Origin of the sequence: Parapedobacter tibetensis, assembly GCF_024704835.1 — a bacterium.
GTDB classification, from domain to species: domain Bacteria; phylum Bacteroidota; class Bacteroidia; order Sphingobacteriales; family Sphingobacteriaceae; genus Parapedobacter; species Parapedobacter tibetensis.
Map to the genome: position 1 here is coordinate 415,383 of NZ_JAMXBE010000003.1, position 19,262 is coordinate 434,644.

Annotated in this window: 23 protein-coding genes; 8 read left to right on the forward strand and 15 right to left on the reverse strand. The window is 46.2% G+C overall.

Features of this window, described 5'->3' with window-relative positions; genetic code table 11:
* Window positions 1-110: 110 nt before the first annotated feature.
* From NF543_RS06850 to NF543_RS06865, 4 genes are all read right to left on the reverse strand, one after another.
* Entirely contained in the window at window positions 111-341 is a 231-nt protein-coding gene (locus tag NF543_RS06850) for a 4a-hydroxytetrahydrobiopterin dehydratase (RefSeq protein ID WP_257667370.1), read from the reverse strand.
* 196 nt (window positions 342-537) lie between these two features.
* A complete protein-coding gene (recO, locus tag NF543_RS06855) occupies window positions 538-1,260 on the reverse strand; it encodes a DNA repair protein RecO (protein WP_257667371.1) in 723 nt (240 codons plus the stop codon).
* Between the two features lie 19 nt (window positions 1,261-1,279).
* Window positions 1,280-1,645: a diacylglycerol kinase family protein gene (locus NF543_RS06860; RefSeq protein ID WP_257667372.1), complete on the reverse strand. Its 366-nt coding sequence runs from the start codon at window positions 1,643-1,645 to the stop codon at window positions 1,280-1,282.
* Window positions 1,642-1,869 (reverse strand): signal peptidase, encoded by a 228-nt coding sequence (locus tag NF543_RS06865; RefSeq protein ID WP_257667373.1) that lies wholly within the window; start codon window positions 1,867-1,869, stop codon window positions 1,642-1,644. Before NF543_RS06865 ends, NF543_RS06860 begins: the two co-directional genes overlap by 4 nt.
* A gap of 195 nt (window positions 1,870-2,064) precedes the next feature.
* Here NF543_RS06865 and NF543_RS06870 point away from each other — a divergent pair, with 195 nt between their 5' ends.
* Entirely contained in the window at window positions 2,065-3,114 is a 1,050-nt protein-coding gene (locus NF543_RS06870) for a LacI family DNA-binding transcriptional regulator (RefSeq protein WP_257667374.1), read from the forward strand.
* A 2-nt stretch (window positions 3,115-3,116) separates the two neighbouring features.
* Here the strand turns inward: NF543_RS06870 and coaBC are convergent, their stop codons facing one another.
* The 3 genes from coaBC to NF543_RS06885 are packed head-to-tail and all read right to left on the reverse strand — an operon-like array spanning window position 3,117 to window position 5,588.
* Window positions 3,117-4,322: a bifunctional phosphopantothenoylcysteine decarboxylase/phosphopantothenate--cysteine ligase CoaBC gene (gene coaBC, locus NF543_RS06875; protein ID WP_257667375.1), complete on the reverse strand. Its 1,206-nt coding sequence runs from the start codon at window positions 4,320-4,322 to the stop codon at window positions 3,117-3,119.
* A 20-nt stretch (window positions 4,323-4,342) separates the two neighbouring features.
* Window positions 4,343-4,681: a DNA-directed RNA polymerase subunit omega gene (locus NF543_RS06880; RefSeq protein ID WP_257667376.1), complete on the reverse strand. Its 339-nt coding sequence runs from the start codon at window positions 4,679-4,681 to the stop codon at window positions 4,343-4,345.
* Between the two features lie 13 nt (window positions 4,682-4,694).
* Entirely contained in the window at window positions 4,695-5,588 is an 894-nt protein-coding gene (locus tag NF543_RS06885; RefSeq protein WP_257667377.1) for an outer membrane protein assembly factor BamD, read from the reverse strand.
* A gap of 397 nt (window positions 5,589-5,985) precedes the next feature.
* Between NF543_RS06885 and NF543_RS06890 the strand changes: the two genes are divergently transcribed.
* The 3 genes from NF543_RS06890 (at window position 5,986) to NF543_RS06900 (ending at window position 7,493) form a co-directional block, all read left to right on the forward strand.
* Window positions 5,986-6,321: a type 1 glutamine amidotransferase family protein gene (locus NF543_RS06890; RefSeq protein ID WP_257667378.1), complete on the forward strand. Its 336-nt coding sequence runs from the start codon at window positions 5,986-5,988 to the stop codon at window positions 6,319-6,321.
* A gap of 94 nt (window positions 6,322-6,415) precedes the next feature.
* On the forward strand, window positions 6,416-6,700 hold the full coding sequence (locus tag NF543_RS06895) for a NifU family protein (RefSeq protein WP_257667379.1): 285 nt from the start codon (window positions 6,416-6,418) through the stop codon (window positions 6,698-6,700).
* Window positions 6,701-6,842: 142 nt separating this feature from the next.
* Entirely contained in the window at window positions 6,843-7,493 is a 651-nt protein-coding gene (locus NF543_RS06900; RefSeq protein WP_257667380.1) for a hypothetical protein, read from the forward strand.
* 54 nt (window positions 7,494-7,547) lie between these two features.
* On the opposite strand, the gene NF543_RS06905 is transcribed toward NF543_RS06900, so the two are convergent.
* The 6 genes from NF543_RS06905 to NF543_RS06930 form a co-directional block, all read right to left on the reverse strand.
* On the reverse strand, window positions 7,548-8,768 hold the full coding sequence (locus NF543_RS06905; RefSeq protein ID WP_257667381.1) for an FtsX-like permease family protein: 1,221 nt from the start codon (window positions 8,766-8,768) through the stop codon (window positions 7,548-7,550).
* A gap of 3 nt (window positions 8,769-8,771) precedes the next feature.
* On the reverse strand, window positions 8,772-9,413 hold the full coding sequence (locus NF543_RS06910) for an MBL fold metallo-hydrolase (protein WP_257667382.1): 642 nt from the start codon (window positions 9,411-9,413) through the stop codon (window positions 8,772-8,774).
* 134 nt (window positions 9,414-9,547) lie between these two features.
* Window positions 9,548-10,132, reverse strand: coding sequence for a gliding motility lipoprotein GldD (gene gldD / locus NF543_RS06915; RefSeq protein ID WP_257667383.1), 585 nt, complete (start codon window positions 10,130-10,132; stop codon window positions 9,548-9,550).
* A 31-nt stretch (window positions 10,133-10,163) separates the two neighbouring features.
* On the reverse strand, window positions 10,164-10,910 hold the full coding sequence (locus NF543_RS06920) for a shikimate dehydrogenase family protein (protein WP_257667384.1): 747 nt from the start codon (window positions 10,908-10,910) through the stop codon (window positions 10,164-10,166).
* A gap of 39 nt (window positions 10,911-10,949) precedes the next feature.
* Window positions 10,950-11,705 (reverse strand): phosphosulfolactate synthase, encoded by a 756-nt coding sequence (locus NF543_RS06925; RefSeq protein ID WP_257667385.1) that lies wholly within the window; start codon window positions 11,703-11,705, stop codon window positions 10,950-10,952.
* A gap of 66 nt (window positions 11,706-11,771) precedes the next feature.
* Window positions 11,772-13,175, reverse strand: a complete 1,404-nt coding sequence (locus NF543_RS06930; RefSeq protein WP_257667386.1) for a tetratricopeptide repeat protein — start codon at window positions 13,173-13,175, stop codon at window positions 11,772-11,774.
* A 394-nt stretch (window positions 13,176-13,569) separates the two neighbouring features.
* Here NF543_RS06930 and amaB point away from each other — a divergent pair, with 394 nt between their 5' ends.
* The 4 genes from amaB to NF543_RS06950 all read left to right on the forward strand — a co-directional run bounded on the left by amaB (window position 13,570) and on the right by NF543_RS06950 (window position 18,046).
* Window positions 13,570-15,114: an L-piperidine-6-carboxylate dehydrogenase gene (gene amaB / locus NF543_RS06935; RefSeq protein WP_257667464.1), complete on the forward strand. Its 1,545-nt coding sequence runs from the start codon at window positions 13,570-13,572 to the stop codon at window positions 15,112-15,114.
* Between the two features lie 125 nt (window positions 15,115-15,239).
* Window positions 15,240-16,082: a 5-dehydro-4-deoxy-D-glucuronate isomerase gene (gene kduI / locus NF543_RS06940; protein WP_257667387.1), complete on the forward strand. Its 843-nt coding sequence runs from the start codon at window positions 15,240-15,242 to the stop codon at window positions 16,080-16,082.
* 28 nt (window positions 16,083-16,110) lie between these two features.
* The gene (locus NF543_RS06945; protein WP_257667388.1) at window positions 16,111-17,244 is read left to right on the forward strand and encodes a BT3233 family polysaccharide utilization protein; all 1,134 of its coding nucleotides are present in this window, start codon (window positions 16,111-16,113) and stop codon (window positions 17,242-17,244) included.
* Window positions 17,245-17,275: 31 nt separating this feature from the next.
* Window positions 17,276-18,046, forward strand: a complete 771-nt coding sequence (locus tag NF543_RS06950; protein WP_257667389.1) for an SDR family oxidoreductase — start codon at window positions 17,276-17,278, stop codon at window positions 18,044-18,046.
* Window positions 18,047-18,099: 53 nt separating this feature from the next.
* Here NF543_RS06950 and nadD read toward each other — a convergent pair whose 3' ends face one another.
* Together nadD and gmk are read right to left on the reverse strand one after the other, a co-directional pair.
* A complete protein-coding gene (nadD, locus tag NF543_RS06955) occupies window positions 18,100-18,678 on the reverse strand; it encodes a nicotinate (nicotinamide) nucleotide adenylyltransferase (RefSeq protein WP_257667390.1) in 579 nt (192 codons plus the stop codon).
* 4 nt (window positions 18,679-18,682) lie between these two features.
* Complete coding sequence (gene gmk, locus NF543_RS06960) at window positions 18,683-19,261, reverse strand: guanylate kinase (RefSeq protein ID WP_257667391.1); 579 nt, start codon at window positions 19,259-19,261, stop codon at window positions 18,683-18,685.
* Between the last annotated feature and the right edge of the window lies 1 nt (window position 19,262).

Here is a 19,262-nt window from a genome sequence, read left to right on the forward strand (position 1 = left end):
TGTTAAACATATTTATTGTATTCCCAGCCGATTATCAACAGCCAGTTGACAATCGGCTTTTTTTATGTTACTGTGTATCGCTAGGCCATTTTCCTAAAGATACAGGAACATTACTTCAACTTGTCTATGGCTTGGGCAAGTTTCCTGTCTTTTTCGGTCACGATGTTGCCAGCGTCGTGTGTTGATAACCAGATTTCCACTTTGTTCCAGGTGTTGGTCCAAGTTGGGTGGTGGTTATGTTTCTCTGCCAATAACGCCACTTGGAGCATAAATGCAAATGCTTCAGAAAAATCAGCGAATGTGAATGATTGATGAAGGGTATTCTTTTCTTCTTGCCACATGATATTAAGGGTTGGTTGTTACCTAATCAATGAAAAAGCCTAGTATGTAAAACAAACAGAGAACGCTTTTGTTTGTGGCTTATTGGGCGGCAGCAGCACAAAATTCTTGCCTGGAACATCTTTTGTTAACGAGGTGTCTGTAGGTTGGCTATCAAACTATCGAATTTATCCACATCGAGTAGTCAAAAAAGAAAAATTATCCAAGCACCTCTTCAAGCACCTCATGCGACCTTATTTCTCCTATGTTATCGATATGAAGCCGGAAGAAATCGATAATTTTGCTGAGTAAAAAGCGCCGATCAGCTAAGGATATCTGTAGAGAATCTAGGTTATTGAAGGAACAGGCTAAAATATTGGCCAAATGGGTGACATGTGGATTCTGTAAAACTAATGTATGTGCTGGTAAAGCATGACAGAAAACACCGTCTTTCAAATCAAAAAACACCTGGCCGGGTTTAGGCAACCCTGGATTGAATCCAAGGAACCGAGAGAGCCTCATCAGGAAAAAAAGATGAAAATTTGGAGGCATTCGTTCTAGGGTATCCAACCATGAAATGGCATTGAATACATAGTTAAATAATGGCTCGTCTGCTGATTGCTGCCGAAGGCATTTATACAGCATTTCATTGAGGAACATCACGACAGTACTTTTTACGATATCATAGGGGATTGTTTGAAAATGTGGCAATTGACGGGCTTCAGAGATGCGTTGCAGGGAGCTATTTCCACGGTGGTACACCACCATATCAAGCAGATGCAAAGGTTGCAAGATGGTCGTCCCTATTTTGGCCCTTGGTTTCCGTGCACCGTTGACCATATAAGATTGCAGACCAAATTTTTCCGTGAAAACCTGTACAACAACACTGCTTTCAGAATAATTCGTCTGTTTCAAAACGATGCCCCGGGTCTTATGCAACATGTTAAATGCGGTAAAATGATTATCCTAAAAAAGACGCCCAGAATTTGGGAACAAAAATAATTGCCCCCACGATGACGGCAAAGATAGCAGCAACTAAAACAGCCCCAGCAGCAATGTCCTTAGCTTTTTTTGCCAAAGGATGGTATGCTGGCGAAGCCAAGTCCACCAAAGTTTCAATGGCTGTATTCAGCAATTCCAAGATGAATACCAGGGCTATGCATAAGACTACCCAACGCCAGTCGGAAGCAGACAACTCAAGCCATAACCCCAGCACGACCACCACCAAGGCAGAAGCGAGGTGGATTTTGAAATTCGACTCGCTACGGCAGGCCTCCCATATACCGCGCAACGCATTTATAAACGTGCTCGAACCGTACCTGTTCATTTTTTCATTTGTCGTTCTTTGCGTTCATGGACAATGCTTCGGCGTTCGATTTTGCGTATAAAGCCATAGATAACCATCAAGAAGCCTATCCCAAAAACGATTACGCCAACAATCATGGCCCATTTATATAGGAGGTTTTCCTGTTCCATCAGGTAATAACCGAACGCACATAGCGCCAAACCGATCATGGTGTATACCAAACCTCTTAATAGATATTTATTCATAACCCATTTTTAATGAAGGGACCAACTACACAAAGATAAGGTTAACCCCTGAAGCAGAAAACGAAAGAATTGCCGTTGCCAGAATATGACCGTTATAAGACGGAGTAGTGGGTTGTCCATACTTATGGATGTTTAACCAGATTAATATAATTACGTAAGTAATGTGTACCTTTATCCATTTATTTAGTTTGTATCATGCCCAATCTAACATTACGAGATATCGCGAAAGCGTTAGATTTATCGGTTTCCACGGTATCCAAAGCGCTACGCGACAGTTACGAGATTGGTGACGAAACGAAAAAGCGGGTATTGGACTTCGCAAGGACCAACCATTATTTGCCTAATCGGATGGCAAAAAGCCTAAAAGAAGGTAAAAGTGGTTCCATAGGGATAGTCATCTGCTCAATAGACAACAGTTTTGTGTCGCGGATGCTCGATGGCATCGACGGTGCCTGTACCAAGGCTGGATATGATATCATTATCATGCAGAGCAAGGAGTCTTTGGCGCAGGAAAAAGCATGTATTATGCAGCTAGAGGCCCGAGGGGTGGAGGGAATCCTTATTTCTCCTTCGGCAGAGACCATCGATTTCGAACACCTTACTTATCTCAAGGATGCGGGAATGCCTGTGGTATTGTTTGATCGCATCAACGAACACGTTGAGTCGTATCAGGTCGGGATAGATAACCGTAACGGGGCATTTCAAGCAACACAGCACTTGATAGACAATGGGTATAGGCACATAGCGATGCTCAATATCAGTTCAGGCACCCATTTCGCTTTGAAACGTAGTGAGGGCTATGCTGATGCGTTGGAAAGAAATAATATCGCTTATAGGGATGAGTTTGTACACCTATGCAAACCATCCGACAGGGAAGCTTTAATGGGTAGCGCGGCGATCGCTATACAGGCGCTTTTTGGGCTGCCTAATCCGCCGCAAGCACTTTTTGCCGCAACGGACCAACTATCCACCCATAGCCTCAGCGTAATTCACCAATTGGGCTTCCGTATTCCCCAGGATATCGCATTGATTGGCTTCTGCAACACCGAATTGGCAGACGTACTTACCCCTCCCCTTTCTACCGTGTACCAGCCGGCCTTTGAAATCGGCCGATTAGCCGCAGAGAAAATCATTGGCCTTATCAGCGGAAAGGATATGCAAGAAGAACATGAAACGGTATTGTTGCCCACACGGTTAGACATTCGTCAATCAAGCCTTATGGTGAGCGAAAAGGCTATAGAATAGATTTAAGGGAGTTTCAGTAACCGCATGATACGGACGCAGATGTCTCGGGCGACTTCCATTTTGGGTTTCAAACCAAACACCTCAATGTCGCTGTTTTGGTCAATAATGGTGATTTTATTGCTATCTCCAGCAAAACCAGCCCCATGATCACGCACGGAATTAAGTACGATGAAGTCGAGATTTTTTCGGTGTAATTTGGAGATAGCATTGGCCTGCTCGTCTTGAGTTTCAAGGGCAAAGCCCACGAGGATTTGTCCCGGTTGCTTTTGTTTTCCCAATTCGGCCAAAATATCAGGGGTTTTGACTAATTCAATGCGAAGAGCCGCGTGCTCTTTCTTAATCTTTTGGTCGGCAACTGTTTTTGGGGTATAATCAGCCACAGCCGCGCTCATTATGGTAATGTCTGATTGAGCAAAGTGTGCCATGCAGGCGCTAAGCATTTCGGAAGCCGAGGTGACGGCAACATATTCAGCCCTTATGGGAACAGGCAAATCGGTTGGACCACTCACCAGCGTTACTTCAGCTCCCAAAAAGAGCAATTGCGAAGCAAGAGCGTAGCCCATCTTGCCGCTGGAATGGTTGCCGATATAACGCACTGGATCGATCGCTTCATAGGTAGGTCCTGCAGTGACCAAAGCTTTCTTACCAGCCAATGGAAGGGTCTTGGTAAAATAAGCCTCCAAAGCATCAAGGATTTCTTCAGGTTCGGCAAGGCGACCTTCCCCACTCAACCCACTAGCCAAATCGCCATTACCTGGCGGGATGACGTGGTTGCCAAAGGATTGTAGACGGGCGATATTGGATTGGGTAGTACCATGCCCCCACATGTCCAAATCCATGGCTGGAGCGATGAAGACAGGGCTCTTAGCCGACAGGTATACTGCGCATAGCAGGTTATCACAGAGGCCATGTGCAAATTTTGCCAACGTATTGGCGCTTGCCGGCGCCATGACGATAGCATCCGCTTCTAACGCAAGATGGACATGATTATTCCATTCGCCAGTAGTGGCATTGAAATAATCTACCAATACCGGATTTCCAGAGAGCGTGGAGAGTGTAAGCGGAGTGACGAAATGCGTGGCATCTGGTGTCATCACTATTTGTACCTTCGCGCCAGCCTTGACCAATAAACGAGTTAGGTAGGCTGCTTTGTATGCGGCGATGCTGCCGCAGATACCCAAAAGGATATGTTTTCCCCGAACAGCCATTTGCGATTGCTAAAAGAGGGTTATTCCTCTTCCTTTTCTTTTGACGGGTTTCTGAAATACACCTTGTCATTCAGAAAATCATCCATGGCTACCAAGGTAGGTTTGGGTAGACGCTCGTAGTGCTTGGAGATTTCGATTTGTTCACGATTTTCGAAAACTTCCTCTAAATTGTCATTCGTGGTTGCAAACTCAGCCAATTTGCCATTCAGTTCTTCTTTCAGATCTACGGCAATTTGGTTGGCCCGCTTACTGATGACCACGAGGGACTCATAGATATTATCCGTTTTTTTGTCCAGATCCCTCAAGTCTCGTGTTACTGTTGAACTGGGGATGATTGATTTGGTTACTTGGGTACTCATATCTTTTGCAGTATTAATTCTGTACAGTGGTTTCTGTTTCTTCTGTGTTTTGGGCCGTCGATGCAGCAGCATATTGGGCCATGCGTTTCTTGGCTTGCTCTGCCCCTTTTTCGGCACCTTGCTTAAGTTGTTCCGCATCTTTTCGGAATTTGCTTTCGGGATGCGCAGACACAAAACCTTCATATAAATCCACAACCTCACCGAAACGCTCTTCCTGCCTTCTGGGGGAACTTTGTTCGGCATAAAGGTATTGTGCCTTTATACTCAGGAACTCCATTTCCTCAGCATACTTGGTGTCGGGAAAATCACGCAACACATTGTCAAAGGCAATCACAGCAGCTCTATAATCGTCTTGGAGGCCCATGTCCAAATAGAGTCGGGCATTAGCAAACGCTTTGGCCTCTAATTTGTCGCGTAGCTGTTGGATGAGCTCCGACGCTTCTTCAGCCCGCTCGCTTGATGGGTAGAGGTTGATAAACAGTTGCAGGGCCTCTATTGCACGGTAGGTGTATTCTTGGTCAAGTTCGGACTTGGGTGATTCAAGATAATAGCAATAAGCCCCCATAAACCGGCATTCCTCCGTGCGTGCGCTGTTTGGATAAGTATCCGTAAATTGCTTAAAATGATACCTTGCGGAGGTGAAATCGCGCAGGCGGTAGTTTGTGTAAGCGGTATAATAATATAAATCCTCTGCCTCGGCCTGTCCGCGGTATTTCACCATCAGCTCATCAAACAGGATGACTGCTTTGCTGAATTTTTTATTGTTATAATATTTGATGGCTTCTTGGTATTTTTGTGCGATATTGTTGCTGGCACGCAATTTCTCGAATTTGCTTTTGCACCCCACTACCATCACCACCAAAAATATTCCGGCACCCCATGCCACTATTCGCCTATTTATAAACATTCTGCAAAGATAAGTTAATTTAAAACACCTGTCAATTAAATTTTTATGAGCCAAGATAAGCTGATTGCGCCGATTAGCCAAGCGGTTTAACAGAGTTTAACAGATTATTAGGAAGTCTTATTGCATAATTTTTTAGTTACAGCACCCTTCTCATCGGTTTATTTGGTTCTTTCTGTTTCAGAAACAAGTATTGTTTTTTATACAACATGACACTAACACGACCTCGATTGGCTGGCCACGGGCTTTTTACTGCCTTGTTTTTTTTCATCTATTGGATCCCCGCCGTCGCACAAACCCAATCCCCACGGGAATTCCTTGGCTATGAATTGGGTTCACGATTTATTCCCCACCATAAGGTGGTGGCTTATTTCGAACATGTGGCGACCACGAGCGAACATTGGTCGGTGGCCCCGGAGCTTCCTCGCTCAATTTTGGTGAGCTTTGGCATTTCTTCGAACGGGAACTGGGTTGCCCACTTTCCGTTTTGGACGCACAGCAACTTTCCTCGGCAGACTTCAATAAATATAACACGATTATTTTGCCGTCTGGCAATTACAATGGATTGGGAGATGCCGCAACCCATAAACTGGACGCCTGGATAACTGCTGGGGGAAAATTGATTGCCATCGAAGCAGCCGTTGGCTTTTTGTCGGGAAAGGAGGGTTTTGGGGTCACCCAGTTTTTGACCGACGTGACAGCAAACATTGCCCTGCCCTATAAAGCGAGTTACTAATAATTTAATAAAAATCCGTATCTTTACAACTTGGATAATCAGTGAAAGGGTATGAATATTCATAGTTGCCTTTCATAAGACAAATTATATTCAAATGAATTTACAGGAAAGAGTAGAACAAGCTTTGGATTCCATTAGGCCATATCTTGAAACGGACGGGGGGAATGTGAGCATAGAAGAGATTACGGCAGATAATGTGGTGAAACTGAAGCTTTTGGGTTCCTGTGCTTCCTGTGCCATGAGTATCATGACATTTAAGGCTGGTTTGGAACAGGCCATCAAAAAGGCTGTACCGGAAATTACCGCCGTTGAGGCCACTAATATTACAGATATGAATGACTCCGAGGCCACCATGCCTTCCCCAAGGATAAACGGATAGGTTTTTTGGGAATTTAACATTATTTAACGGGCAGTCGGCTTCCGAATATGTAGTTTTGTTGTATGAAATATCCAGGTACAATTAAACGCAGATGGACACCGTGGGTATTCCATATGGCCATTAAAAGGCAAGTTATTTGCATATGAATATCAGGATGATCCGTTATATATTGGTTGTTTTGTTTGCCATGGGGGTGGCGATGCCGTCTATGGCACAGCAGCAGAAGCTTGTGCAGTTTAGTGGTGTCATCCACAACGCCGATACCAACGTAGTCGTACCCTATGTGACGGTGAAAAACCGATCTTTCAATGACCAAACATTTACAGCAAACCACCAAGGATATTTTTCTTTTGTGGTGCATGAAGGAGACACAATCAGTTTCTCTTCGGTTGGTTACCTGCCTACCCGTATCATTATTCCAAAGGTTCAGGACGACAAATACACCGCCATGATTAAATTGACTGCCGAAATCAAGGAATTACCCATGGTTACACCTTATCCTTGGGCGAGTATCGATGAGTTCAATATGGCATTTATGTCACTCGAAATAGCAGACGACGACATTATTGTAGCCAAGAAAAACCTTTCACCGGAATCGTTGGCAGCTTTATCACGCGTGACTCCGCGAAGCGCGGAGGAAATTCAAAGCTTCAATGCGATGCAAAACCATATCGGGCTGACGAATAAAGCAGTGAACCAACGGATGGCTAACCCCCTATTGAGCCCCTTCGCTTGGGGCAATCTCATTCGCCAAATCACCGAAGGAAACAAGAGCCGGAACAGAAACAACTAATATTTAACTGTCGGCGAATCGTTTTAACTTATTCAATCCGCTTGATCTCATTCCCTATGATAGCCTTACTGTTTGCTTGATACTCAATCTGGACGATATGGAAGAAATAATAGCGGAAATAATAAAAACAGTCAAGAAAACGAGCAGAAAGTCACCTGCCCGGATGTCTACTGGATATACATCTGTGACCATGTTTTCTCCTTCGCCTAAATGGATCCAACCAAAATACTGTTGGGATATACAGAAGAGCAGGCCCAATAAAAGGCCAACCAGGCATCCAATCAACGAAATGAGTAGGCCTTCATAAAAGAAAATACGGCGTATAAGGCCATTGCTTGCTCCCAACCCCATCAATACGGATATATCCTTCTTCTTATCGATGACCAACATGGTAAGCGACCCCACGATGTTGAAGATGGCGATGATACCTGTAAAAGCGGTGATAAAGAACACCGCCCATTTTTCCGTGCGGATAATCTTATACAAGGTCGGGTTTTGTTGCTCTCGGTTTTTCACTACATAAGCTTCTCCCAAGAGCGACGACAATTCGTGCTGTATGGCCGTCACGTTGCTGCCCTCCAACAGATTAATTTCAATGGCGGATACCTGCTCAAATTCGCCGAGCACCTCCCGGGCAAATTCCATTGGCACGATCAGTAAATCATCAAATTCCTGTTGATATGCCAGCACACCGGCAGGGCGTATGGTGCGCATAATGAATTCCTCGGCCGGGTTTATGCTGCTTTTGATTCCTTTTCGCGGAGAAAACACCTCGATTCGGCGCAACTCGTCCGCTAAAGAAATACCGAGTGTTCCCTGTACCCGCGCACCCAATACCGCATAGTCTTCGCCGTCCTGCCTCAGCACGAAATGGCCATCATGGAGCAATGAATCCGTAGACGGCCCTTGGGCGAAATCGGGCCTTATACCCTTGAGTGTGGCAATGTATTGCCCCTCGCCATAGCGGAGTAATACCCGCTCCTGTAACACTTCATTATATCCTTGCACACGCGGATTTTGCTTGACGGCTCCAAAAAGTGCTGAATCGACCATAAAACTCTTCCCCTGCTTGGGCTCGATGCGAAGTTCTGGAGCGAAAGCGTTATACATGGAGAGGATGAGGTGCTCAAGCCCATTGTAGAAAGACAAGATGACGATCAAGGACGCACTACTCACCAATACGCCCACCACACTGATGCCTGAAATGATATTAACGGCATTGATGGTTTTTTTGGAGAAAAGATAACGCTTTGCAAAGTACAGTGCGATGTTCATATATTATCCCCTTATAAATGGATTCGTTCTTTTCTCGTACCCAATGGTGGTCTCCGGCCCATGGCCAGGATATACAACGGTATCGTCGGGTAACATGTAGAGCGACCGGGCAATGCTATCCAACAATTGTTGGTGGTTGCCGCCGGGCAAATCCGTGCGACCGATACTATTCCTGAAAAGCACATCGCCCCCAATTAGAAAGCCGTTTTCTGGGCTATAGAAACACAGGTGGGCTGGGGAATGCCCCGGTGCAAAGATTAGAGTCAGCTTGTTTTGGCCAAAAGCCACCGAGCCTATAGCGGGCAGAAAAAACTCGGCAATGGGAGACACTTCATAACGGATTCCCATTTGTGGGGCGTAGTTTTGCACTTCTATAAGCAACGGGAGCTCGCCCTCGTGGAATTGTGGCATTAAGCCGTATTCCTCGAATATATAGCTGTTTCCGAGCACATGGTCTACATGGCAGTGTGTATTGAGCAGCAGCTCAGGGGAAAGCCCTTCAGCATCGATGAATCCTTTCACCTCTTTTTCTTCGCGCTCCCCATACATCCCTGGGTCGATGATTGCCGTAGCACCCGTATCATCATACAAGAGATAAGTGTTTTCTTGATAAGGGTTGCAAACAAAAGACTTGATATGGATCATAGTGCAAAGGTAGGTATTTTGATGGAACGCAGATGACGTGGATACGGCGGATTTATGCAGGTAACAAATGGAGAATCAGTGGCCATCCGTCCAATCTGTGTCATCCACGTTCAGTCTTTTGCGTGAAAAGCACCTCATTTCCATCGCAAGGAGTGGATGAGCGTATCGATATCGGCCTTTATGAAATCAAGTACCGGTTGAATGGAATCGAGCCGCGGCTTTTCGTGGAAATATAAGGCTCCCCGTAGGTAATGCTTGGTACTATCGGTTACAAAAAACTGGATGCTTGATGCTGCGTTCCCTTTGATTTCATATTTTAACCCATGTACACGGGCCTCGGAACGATTGATGCGCTGCTGGTCTATCGCGGTAGCCCTGACCGTATGGTTGAAGGCCAATGTACGCGCATCTTCCACCAATTCGTTGAAATTTTCCAGGTCACGAATGGTCATATAAGTCAAGTGAATCTGGGCATTGAACTGTGGGAATTTGATGTCCATCCAACAAGGTTGTGCATCCGGCGAACGGTCAGACCCCATCTCTGCATAAACAGGGATGTCAAATTCATAAGGGCACGTGGACGAAAAAGTATGGTAAGCCTTTTCGGGAAAAGCTATGCGAAAATAACCCCTTGGTTTGGGAGAATAATCATATTGGCAGCTGCAAATTGTGAAAACAACCAGTCCCCAAAAAACTAAGTAGGTCATGCGATTATCCATCAAACAACTCGCTTATTCATATTGCTTCCTACTACTTAACGGTCCAAATCTCCCAATTCCTTTCGGCCTGTAATTCCAGCATTTCGAGCCCATTTTTTACGATAGCCCCCTTTGTCCTTCCCCTTTTAAGAAACTCGGTTTCCACAGGGTTGTAGACCAGGTCGTATAACAGGTGCTTATCTCCGATGAGTTCATAAGGGATATCGGGACAATCTGCCACAGCCGGATATGTCCCCAAGGGTGTGGTATTGATAATAAGTGAGTGGTTGGCCATTACTGTGGCATCCAATTGGGCATAATGATACTGTCCTGGCCGTGGCGACCGCGATACCAGCGTAAAAACGATTCCCAAGTTGGCAAGTGCATAAGTTACGGCCTTAGCCGCTCCTCCGTTGCCCAATACGAGGGCCCGTTGATGCCGCGGCAGTAGCAAGGGTTTCAGTGATTTCGCAAAGCCGTAGACATCCGTATTGTACCCGGTTAATACCGGGTCATGGCTATTCCTTTCAATGCGGATACAGTTGACTGCGGCAATGGCTTCAGCTTCTGGCGATAAATGATGCAAGTAGTTCATCACGGCAATTTTATAGGGAATGGTTACATTGACACCCATTAGGGAGTGCTCCTCGGCAACCAAACGAGGGAACACCTCGATTTCCGGAATAGGATATAAATCATAACCCACATCGGCAATTTGCTCTCGTTCAAATTTGGCATCGTAATATTTCTTTGAAAAAGAATGGGTAAGCGGGAAACCAATTAGGCCAAATTTCTTCATTTCGTATCTTATTTTGAGGTGGTTGCACCTACAAAACTATCAAATAAAATCATGGAAAGTGTCGCCACGTAAACCCAAGCGTGTAGTTTCCAATGCAATGATTTCATTGGTGTTGATGTTGCCCAAATTGACGTTGGAGCCAAGGAGGTGGATGAAATATACCTGCTGGGCCTTGAGTGGTGCTTCCCAAATTATTTTTTCGCTTGGGATTTCATTAATTATCTCATCGACCAGCCCTTGTCTCACTTCACCAGACTCTCTATAGAGCCCCACGTTGCCACTTTCGCGTGACTCGGCAATAAGTTTCCATGTGCCGGCTTCCAGCTCGGCTTTCATCAGGGAAATCCACTTATATGGAGCCATAATTTTGGAATTGTCCTTGGATCCGACCTCAGAAATCACCGTTGTGTGTTGCGCAAGTTGGGCGATATATTTGCATTTTTCCTCGTGGGGTATGGTGATGGAGCCATCGGAAATTTCGGCGTACTCTAAGCGGTATTTCTCGATAACACGTAAGAAATCATCAAATTGGTTGCGCACGGCAAAGGCTTCAAACAGCGTGCCCCCCAAATACGGCTTGACACCAGCGTCGCGGTACACCGCCAGCTTCTCCTCCAGCTGGGGGACGATATAGGCGGTAGTCCACCCGAGTTTCACAAAATCAGTGTACGTGGCGCCCACAGACATGAGATCTTCGGCCTGCCGTACACTCAATCCCTTATCCATGACCATTGTCAACCCCTTATCCCGGGGTTTTTGTGTACGCAGGGGAATATTATTTAACTCAAAATTCATGAAAGGCTAAAGCGTTTAATGATGTAAATAATCGTTGGTTGTTTGTGGAACATGCCCGAACCAACACTACGGCATGTAATTTTTAATAACTTCGGCTATTGCTTTATTGCTACGTAACTGTGGCAGATACTCAAACAACACCGCGTGTTTTCGCGGGTCTGAGGCAAGCCCCAGCTCTAAGTAATTCAATGCCTCATTATATTTGCCGTCTGCGATAAGATAAGCCACCATACGATAATACAGCTCGGCCGCGTCTGGGTTGTTTTTGATTGCTTCTGCAATCGTTTCAATAGCTCGCGTCAATTTGTTCCGTTCATATAATATGGAAGAAAAGTCAAGCCATGCTTCAATATCAATCGGATTAAGCTCAACGACCTTTTCATAGGCCAATTCGGCTTCATCAAGCTGTTTCAACTTGTAACGGGCATCGGCTATGGCAAACCAAAAATCCGGATTCTCCCGGTCAAGTTCGAGCGCCTTTTTGTAGAAATGCAGCGACTCGAAGTACCGTTCTTCGTAATCTAAGGTCACACCGATACCAAACCATGCATCGGCCAGGTTGGTATCGATTTTAACAGCCTTTTTATAATAAGACCGTGCCTCATCCATTTGTTCCAGCTTCTCATAGCATTCTCCAATGGCGCAATAAGTCTCGGCACCCGGCGGTTCGTATTCGAACGTTTGCTTATAAACCTCGATCGCGTCACCGTATTTCTCCATATTGACCAACGCATTTCCCTTGTTGAAGTAAGCTGAAGCAAAATTATCCTTAATCAGGATGGCATAGTCATAAGCATCGATTGCCTCTTCATATCGGGTCAATTTATGATAGGCATTTCCAAGGTTGTACCAACCGGCATAAGAATAAGGGTCGTTATCAATATATTGCTTGTAGAAACCGATGCTTTCCTCTTGGCGGTCCAGCACATCATAGCAAAAAGCAAGCTCGTATAAAGCGTCTTGGTTCTCCATGTTTTGCTCCAAACTGTATTTGAGGCATTGGATAGCTTTTTCATAATCGCCCTTATTTTGATGTAAGAGCGCTATTTGCAAATAAATTTCATCCGGGTTTTCTGCAAGATCCAATGCTTTGTTGAAGTAATGGAAAGCATCGTCATAGCGCTCCAAATTACCCAGTATACCTCCCTTTATGAGGTATATGTCCCCATCTGAGGGTTCCAGTGTCTCCGCTTTGTCTAAAGACTCGAGTGCACGAGAAAACTGGTTGGTCACGGCAAATAGCTGCGCTTGTTTGACGTAAAAAACGGCAGCAAAAGGGTGTTGGCTTACCGCATAATCCACTACTTGCAAGGCCTTGATGGGATCATTCTTGTCCATATAATAATCAATTATCCCTTCAAAAGCCTGTGTATCAAAAAAATACTGATCTTTGTTGCGAATCATTTCTTCGTAACGTGCTACCGAAAACTTGGGATCTTCGGCAGACCCATATTCGAAATCGTCTTCCATCTATCCTAATTTTAAGAACTAACACCTAGGCTTCCACTCCCGACATCACAGCCATTGTTTGATGATAACAAAATAGGGTTTGTTGGATGATATTGTTAACACAAGTTTTCAACAATTTAACAAGACCAGCTAAAAATCAATGAAAATCAATTTATTACAAACAAAGTAAATGTAGATAATCCGGTTAAGTGAAGCGAACCCAATCTATAGTCGGGTACAATTTTTTAATCATTTTCCCGCAGTGTCTATTTAAATACCCTGCAAAGGTACACAATAATAACCGAAAAATGTACCTTTGAACGACTCGGGTCATGTGGGGACACATGGCTCAACGTAAAGGGCTTTTTGCCCAGGGCATAAGAATATAGACAACAAATACCCTATATTGATGATGATGAACGATATAAATATAGCCGCTGTTCTCAAACGACTATCCATCAAACCAAAGAACCTTGCATGGAGTACGGGAATCATCAACGGAGTGTCTAATGAAGAAGAAGGCATTGATAGCATCTCTCCAGTGGATGGCAAACTGATTGCGGCTGTCGGGCAGGTATCACCAGAAGATTATGCCAACGTTGTCGCGCAGGCCACAAAAGCATTTATGCAATGGCGAGATACCCCTTCTCCTCAGCGCGGGGAAATTGTTAGGCAGTTTGGAGAGGAGCTGCGGAAACACAAGCAAGACCTGGGAACCTTGGTGTCATATGAGATGGGAAAAAGTTTGCAGGAAGGGTTGGGTGAAGTGCAGGAAATGATTGATATATGCGATTTTGCAACCGGGTTGAGCAGACAACTCTATGGACTTACCATGCAATCCGAACGTCAAGGCCACCGCATGTACGAACAGTGGCACCCACTCGGTGTGGTGGGCATCATTTCGGCATTTAATTTCCCCGTAGCTGTGTGGAGCTGGAACGCCGCAATTGCTTGGGTATGTGGCAATGTTTGCGTATGGAAACCCTCAGAGAAAACTCCAATTACCGCCGTGGCATGCCAGGCAATTATTGTTGGAGTACTGGCCAAAAACGGCATGCCCGAAGGAATCTCTTGCTTAGTGCAAGGCGGAAGGTCGCTGGGCGAACGGTTGGCCGGAGACCACCAGGTAGCGCTTATATCTGCCACCGGCTCCACACGGATGGGTAAATCCGTTGCCGTTGCCGTGGCGTCCCGCTTGGGGAAGAGCATCCTGGAATTAGGGGGCAACAATGCCATTATCATTACACAGCATGCCGATCTCGATGTCGCCCTGCTTGCTGCCGTGTTCGGTGCCGTGGGCACGGCTGGCCAGCGCTGTACCAGCACCCGCCGTCTCATCGTCCATGAAGCTATATATGAGCGTTTCAAGGAGCAACTAGTGAATGCCTATAGCCAATTGCGCATAGGCAACCCGCTGGATGAAAACAACCACGTTGGCCCCCTTATAGACCATGACGCCGTAGCAAATTATATGGAAGCCATCGCTCGATGCAAAAGCGAGGGAGGACATTTCATCGTAGAAGGTGAAGTGCTTGGTGGCGAAGGGTATGATTCCGGCTGTTATGTACAGCCCTGTATCGCTGAGGTTATGCCAGAATTCCAGGTAGTAAAAACGGAGACCTTTGCGCCCATCCTTTACATCATGAAATATGAGACATTGGATAAGGCTATCCGTATACAAAATAATGTGCCCCAAGGGCTTTCTTCGGCCATCATGACACTGAATATCCGCGAGGCGGAGCACTTCCTCTCGGCCAGCGGATCAGACTGCGGCATTGCCAATGTGAATATCGGAACCTCTGGGGCTGAAATCGGCGGAGCCTTTGGTGGTGAAAAGGAAACCGGAGGAGGCCGCGAATCCGGCTCGGATGCCTGGAAAGCCTACATGCGCAGGCAAACCAACACCATCAATTATTCGGATAAATTACCCCTTGCGCAGGGGATAACGTTTGGTTTGTAGTTTTTTGTGCACGTCAGGGAGTACGTAGCTCAGTACTTTTGTGCAAAACGCGTAAACGTTTGCATCATTGCGGGAATGTTTCTACCTTTAGGGCGAAGTCCTATTATTAACAAGCAGAATTAATTATGAGTGTGCATTATGAATCCCGTTACGCATTAGGTCCAAGAGAAACAAAAAGTTTGGATACCGAAGAATTGCGTAGCAATTTCTTGATTGAAACGGTTTTTTCCGATGATGAAATCCAGTTGGTATACACCCACTATGACCGGTATATCGCTGGCGGCGCGAAACCGGTAAGCAAGGCATTGACATTGGAAACCATCGATGCCTTGAAGGCACCCTATTTCCTCGAAAGGCGGGAGCTGGGCATCATCAATGTAGGGGGCGTGGGCAAGGTGGACGTGGATGGCGTCAGCTATGAGTTGGGCTTCAAGGAAGCTTTATATGTGGGCAAGGGCAACAAGGAGGTTGTATTTTCAAGCATTGATGCTGCCAACCCTGCCAAATTTTACCTTAATTCTGCACCGGCTCACCATGCTTATCCGACCAAAAAGGTGACCAAGGCTGAGGCCGAAATCGTGGAATTGGGTAGTATGGAAACAGCCAATCATCGTATCATCAACAAACTATTGGTAGCTAGCGTGGTAGAAACCTGCCAATTGCAGATGGGCATGACGGAATTGAAAGCGGGCAGCGTATGGAATACCATGCCGGCGCACACACATGACCGGCGTATGGAAGTTTACTTCTATTTCGAGGTTCCCGAAAGGCAGTCCGTAAGCCATTTTATGGGCCAACCGCAGGAAACACGCCACATCTGGATGCAAAATGAACAAGCCGTGATCTCTCCACCGTGGTCTATCCACGCAGGGGCCGGCACGAGCAATTATACCTTCATATGGGGTATGGCTGGTGAAAACATGGACTACGGGGACATGGATGGCTGTGCGATTTCTGATATGAAGTAATGATGCTGCCTAACCAAAACGATAAATTATGAAAGCGTTAATCAGAACTTCTCTATTTCTTTCCGCAGTTGGCTGGATGGCAGCCTGCGGAACTGGAGAACAACCCAAAACAATCGTCATCAGCAATCCCGTGGAGCAAGCACGGCAGGAACTGGTGAGTATTCCTTACGCGGACTTTATAGATGCCTTTGGTGCCGATAGCCTGTTTAACATAACGGACAAAGAAAGCGGGACGGAGATCGCCTATCAATTGGAAACAAAGGGGCATGCCGAACCCCAAAACATCCTTCTTCATGTTCAGGTTCCGGCTTCAGGTTCCATATCGCTTATCGTGGAAAGCGGCGCCCCGACACCGGTTGAGGCAAAGACCTTTGCGCGCTATGTGCCCGAACGATTGGACGATTTTGCTTGGGAAAATGATTTGGTAGCCTTCCGAATGTATGGAAAAGCATTAGAGGGAAGGCCCGATGATGCCCAGGGCTTGGATTTATGGTCGAAAAGAACGCCCAACCTTGTCATCGACAAGTGGTATGCGCACGGCGATTACCATAAGGACCATGGTGAGGGGATGGACTATTATTCTGTCGGCCAGACGCTTGGCGCAGGCGACATCGCTCCGTACTCGGATGGCACGGTTCATTATCCAAAGCATTACCGCAATTATGAAATCCTAGACAATGGCCCGCTAAGAAGTACGTTCCGTTTGGACTATGAGCCATGGCAGGTGGAAGACAAAACCGTATCTGTGAGCAAACTCATCGGTATCGATGCAGGATCACAGCTGAATACGGTGCAAGTCACATTTACTATCGATGGTGATGGCAAGCTTCCCGTAGCATTAGCTGTTGCACGCCGGGAACAACCGGGCGAATTGCTGAAAGAGGAAGACCAAGGGTTGTTGGGTTACTGGGAACCTGAACATGGCGAAGATGGTATTACGGGTGTAGGAGTAGCCTTGGATGATGGTACCTTCGATGGTTTTGAAGACCTCCCATCCCAATACCTTGCCTTGTTTACGGCCGATAACGGGACACCCATTACCTATTATAATGGAGGCGCTTGGAGCAAGGCCGGCAAAATCACCACGGCCGAAGAGTGGTTCAATTACCTAAAAGCATTTAAAGAAAGGCAGGCATCACCGCTAGCCGTGGAAATAAAGTGACGATCGTATTTAAGAAAATAATAACATTAAGATGGCGAACACAAATTTATTTGATTTGACAGGTAAGGTAGCCCTAGTTACGGGTTGCAAAAGAGGAATCGGCAAAGCCATTGCCATGGCGCTTGCCGAGGCTGGTGCTGACATCATTGGGGTGTCCGCTTCGCTTGAATTGCAGGGGAGTGATGTGTCCAAAGCTGTGGAGGCCGTGGGCCGTAGTTTCCACGCTTATCAAGCAGATTTTGGCAATCGCGAATCGTTATATGCATTCATCAAAAAGGCAAAGACCGAGCATCCCCGTATTGATATCTTATTCAACAATGCGGGAACGATATTGCGCAAACCCGTAGCCGAGCACTCGGATGAGTATTGGGATCAGGTAATCGAAATCAACCAGAATGCGCAATTCATCCTTACCCGTGAAATCGGCAAGGAGATGGTAGCAAGGGGGTCGGGCAAAATTGTCTTTACGGCATCGTTGCTTACCTTTCAGGGAGGGATCACCGTACCCGGATATGCGGCATCAAAAGGTGCGGTAGGCCAGTTGACTAAAGCTTTTGCCAATGAATGGGCTTCCAAGGGGGTAAACGTGAATGCCATAGCGCCGGGTTATATTTCCACGGACAATACGGAAGCGCTCCGAGCCGACGCAAATCGTAGCCGTTCAATTTTGGAGCGTATACCGGCCGGAAGATGGGGCGAACCCGAAGACTTCGAAGGCCCTGCCGTATTCTTGGCATCCCAGGCATCAAGCTATGTACATGGAACCATCCTTACGGTAGATGGTGGATGGATGGGGAGATAGTGTGGTGTAGTTATTAGTCAGGAAGCAAGCGCCTTTGCGTGCTTTGCGAGAAATTACTTATAAAGACCCTTGCTTTCGATAAATTCCAGCACATTATCCGGCACGAAATAACGGATATTTTTACCATTCTTCACCGCGTTGCGGATGAAGGTCGAGGAAAATTCCATAAGCGGGGTGTTGGTCAAGGTTACAGAAGGATGGCCTTCCAATTCAGGCGCCGCCGAGTAATTTGGCCGCGGATAGACATAAATGCGGTAATCGCGCAAAATGATTTCATAATTTTTCCACTTTTTGAGCGAAGCAAGGTTATCAGACCCCATGATGAGCACAAAATCCTTTTCGGGATGTTTTTCCCTAAGGTGGATGAGGGTGTCAATGGTATATGACGGGTGGGGCATGGAAAACTCAATGGTGCTGCTGCGGATATTCTCGGCTTGTTCAAGGGCAAGATTTACCATTTCAAGCCGATCATACATATTGATGAGGGCATCTTTTTTTTTCAAGGGATTGTGCGGTGAAACCACTAACCATACCTCATCAAGGTCGGTATGATTTGCCAAGTAATTGGCTATGATGAGGTGGCCGGTATGTATTGGGTTGAATGACCCAAAAAACAATCCAATGGTACGCATATCATCAGTTCTTTTCTCCGGATAGGAAATCCAACATTAATTTTTCAGCTTCCGCACAAGCCTTGCTCAAATCATCGTTGTTGAGGATTACGTCAAACCGATTTGCATAACCAAGTTCCTTTTCCGCCTTCGCAATCCGTTCGCGCAGCTTCTCTTCCGTATCGGTATCCCGGCCGCGTAGGCGCTGCTCCAATACACCCAGCGATGGGGGCTGTACAAATACGGCTAATGCCCGATCTGCAAACTTACGTTTGAGGTGCAGGCCGCCTTCCACATCGATATCAAAGATAACATGTTTTCCAGTAGCCCATATCCGATCTACTTCGGATCGAAGTGTGCCATAGAATGTACCGGAATAGACCTCTTCGAATTCGATGAATTCTTTCTTCGCAATCCGGTGCAAGAATTCTCCTTTGGAGATAAAATAATAATCCTTTCCGTTCACCTCACCTCCGCGCGCCGTGCGTGTACTGGCCGAAATCGAGAAGGAAATCTTCTCCGCATGTTTCGACAGCAAGTGTCGTACGATAGTCGTTTTGCCGGCCCCGGAAGGTGCTGAGAATATAATGAGTTTTCCCTCCATG

Bases quoted from the DNA above. Each gene is read 5' to 3' on its own strand.
- NF543_RS06920 (WP_257667384.1), bottom strand. From the start codon at position 10,910: ATGAAGAAATTTGGCCTAATTGGTTTCCCGCTTACCCATTCTTTTTCA.
- NF543_RS06900 (WP_257667380.1), top strand. From the start codon at position 6,843: ATGAATATCAGGATGATCCGTTATATATTGGTTGTTTTGTTTGCCATG.
- kduI (WP_257667387.1), top strand. From the start codon at position 15,240: ATGAGTGTGCATTATGAATCCCGTTACGCATTAGGTCCAAGAGAAACA.
- NF543_RS06910 (WP_257667382.1), bottom strand. From the start codon at position 9,413: ATGATCCATATCAAGTCTTTTGTTTGCAACCCTTATCAAGAAAACACT.
- NF543_RS06850 (WP_257667370.1), bottom strand. From the start codon at position 341: ATGTGGCAAGAAGAAAAGAATACCCTTCATCAATCATTCACATTCGCT.
- NF543_RS06930 (WP_257667386.1), bottom strand. From the start codon at position 13,175: ATGGAAGACGATTTCGAATATGGGTCTGCCGAAGATCCCAAGTTTTCG.
- NF543_RS06880 (WP_257667376.1), bottom strand. From the start codon at position 4,681: ATGAGTACCCAAGTAACCAAATCAATCATCCCCAGTTCAACAGTAACA.
- coaBC (WP_257667375.1), bottom strand. From the start codon at position 4,322: ATGGCTGTTCGGGGAAAACATATCCTTTTGGGTATCTGCGGCAGCATC.
- NF543_RS06905 (WP_257667381.1), bottom strand. From the start codon at position 8,768: ATGAACATCGCACTGTACTTTGCAAAGCGTTATCTTTTCTCCAAAAAA.
- gmk (WP_257667391.1), bottom strand. From the start codon at position 19,261: ATGGAGGGAAAACTCATTATATTCTCAGCACCTTCCGGGGCCGGCAAA.
- NF543_RS06925 (WP_257667385.1), bottom strand. From the start codon at position 11,705: ATGAATTTTGAGTTAAATAATATTCCCCTGCGTACACAAAAACCCCGG.
- gldD (WP_257667383.1), bottom strand. From the start codon at position 10,132: ATGGATAATCGCATGACCTACTTAGTTTTTTGGGGACTGGTTGTTTTC.
- recO (WP_257667371.1), bottom strand. From the start codon at position 1,260: ATGTTGCATAAGACCCGGGGCATCGTTTTGAAACAGACGAATTATTCT.
- nadD (WP_257667390.1), bottom strand. From the start codon at position 18,678: ATGCGTACCATTGGATTGTTTTTTGGGTCATTCAACCCAATACATACC.
- amaB (WP_257667464.1), top strand. From the start codon at position 13,570: ATGAACGATATAAATATAGCCGCTGTTCTCAAACGACTATCCATCAAA.
- NF543_RS06860 (WP_257667372.1), bottom strand. From the start codon at position 1,645: ATGAACAGGTACGGTTCGAGCACGTTTATAAATGCGTTGCGCGGTATA.
- NF543_RS06950 (WP_257667389.1), top strand. From the start codon at position 17,276: ATGGCGAACACAAATTTATTTGATTTGACAGGTAAGGTAGCCCTAGTT.
- NF543_RS06945 (WP_257667388.1), top strand. From the start codon at position 16,111: ATGAAAGCGTTAATCAGAACTTCTCTATTTCTTTCCGCAGTTGGCTGG.
- NF543_RS06865 (WP_257667373.1), bottom strand. From the start codon at position 1,869: ATGAATAAATATCTATTAAGAGGTTTGGTATACACCATGATCGGTTTG.
- NF543_RS06895 (WP_257667379.1), top strand. From the start codon at position 6,416: ATGAATTTACAGGAAAGAGTAGAACAAGCTTTGGATTCCATTAGGCCA.
- NF543_RS06870 (WP_257667374.1), top strand. From the start codon at position 2,065: ATGCCCAATCTAACATTACGAGATATCGCGAAAGCGTTAGATTTATCG.
- NF543_RS06885 (WP_257667377.1), bottom strand. From the start codon at position 5,588: ATGTTTATAAATAGGCGAATAGTGGCATGGGGTGCCGGAATATTTTTG.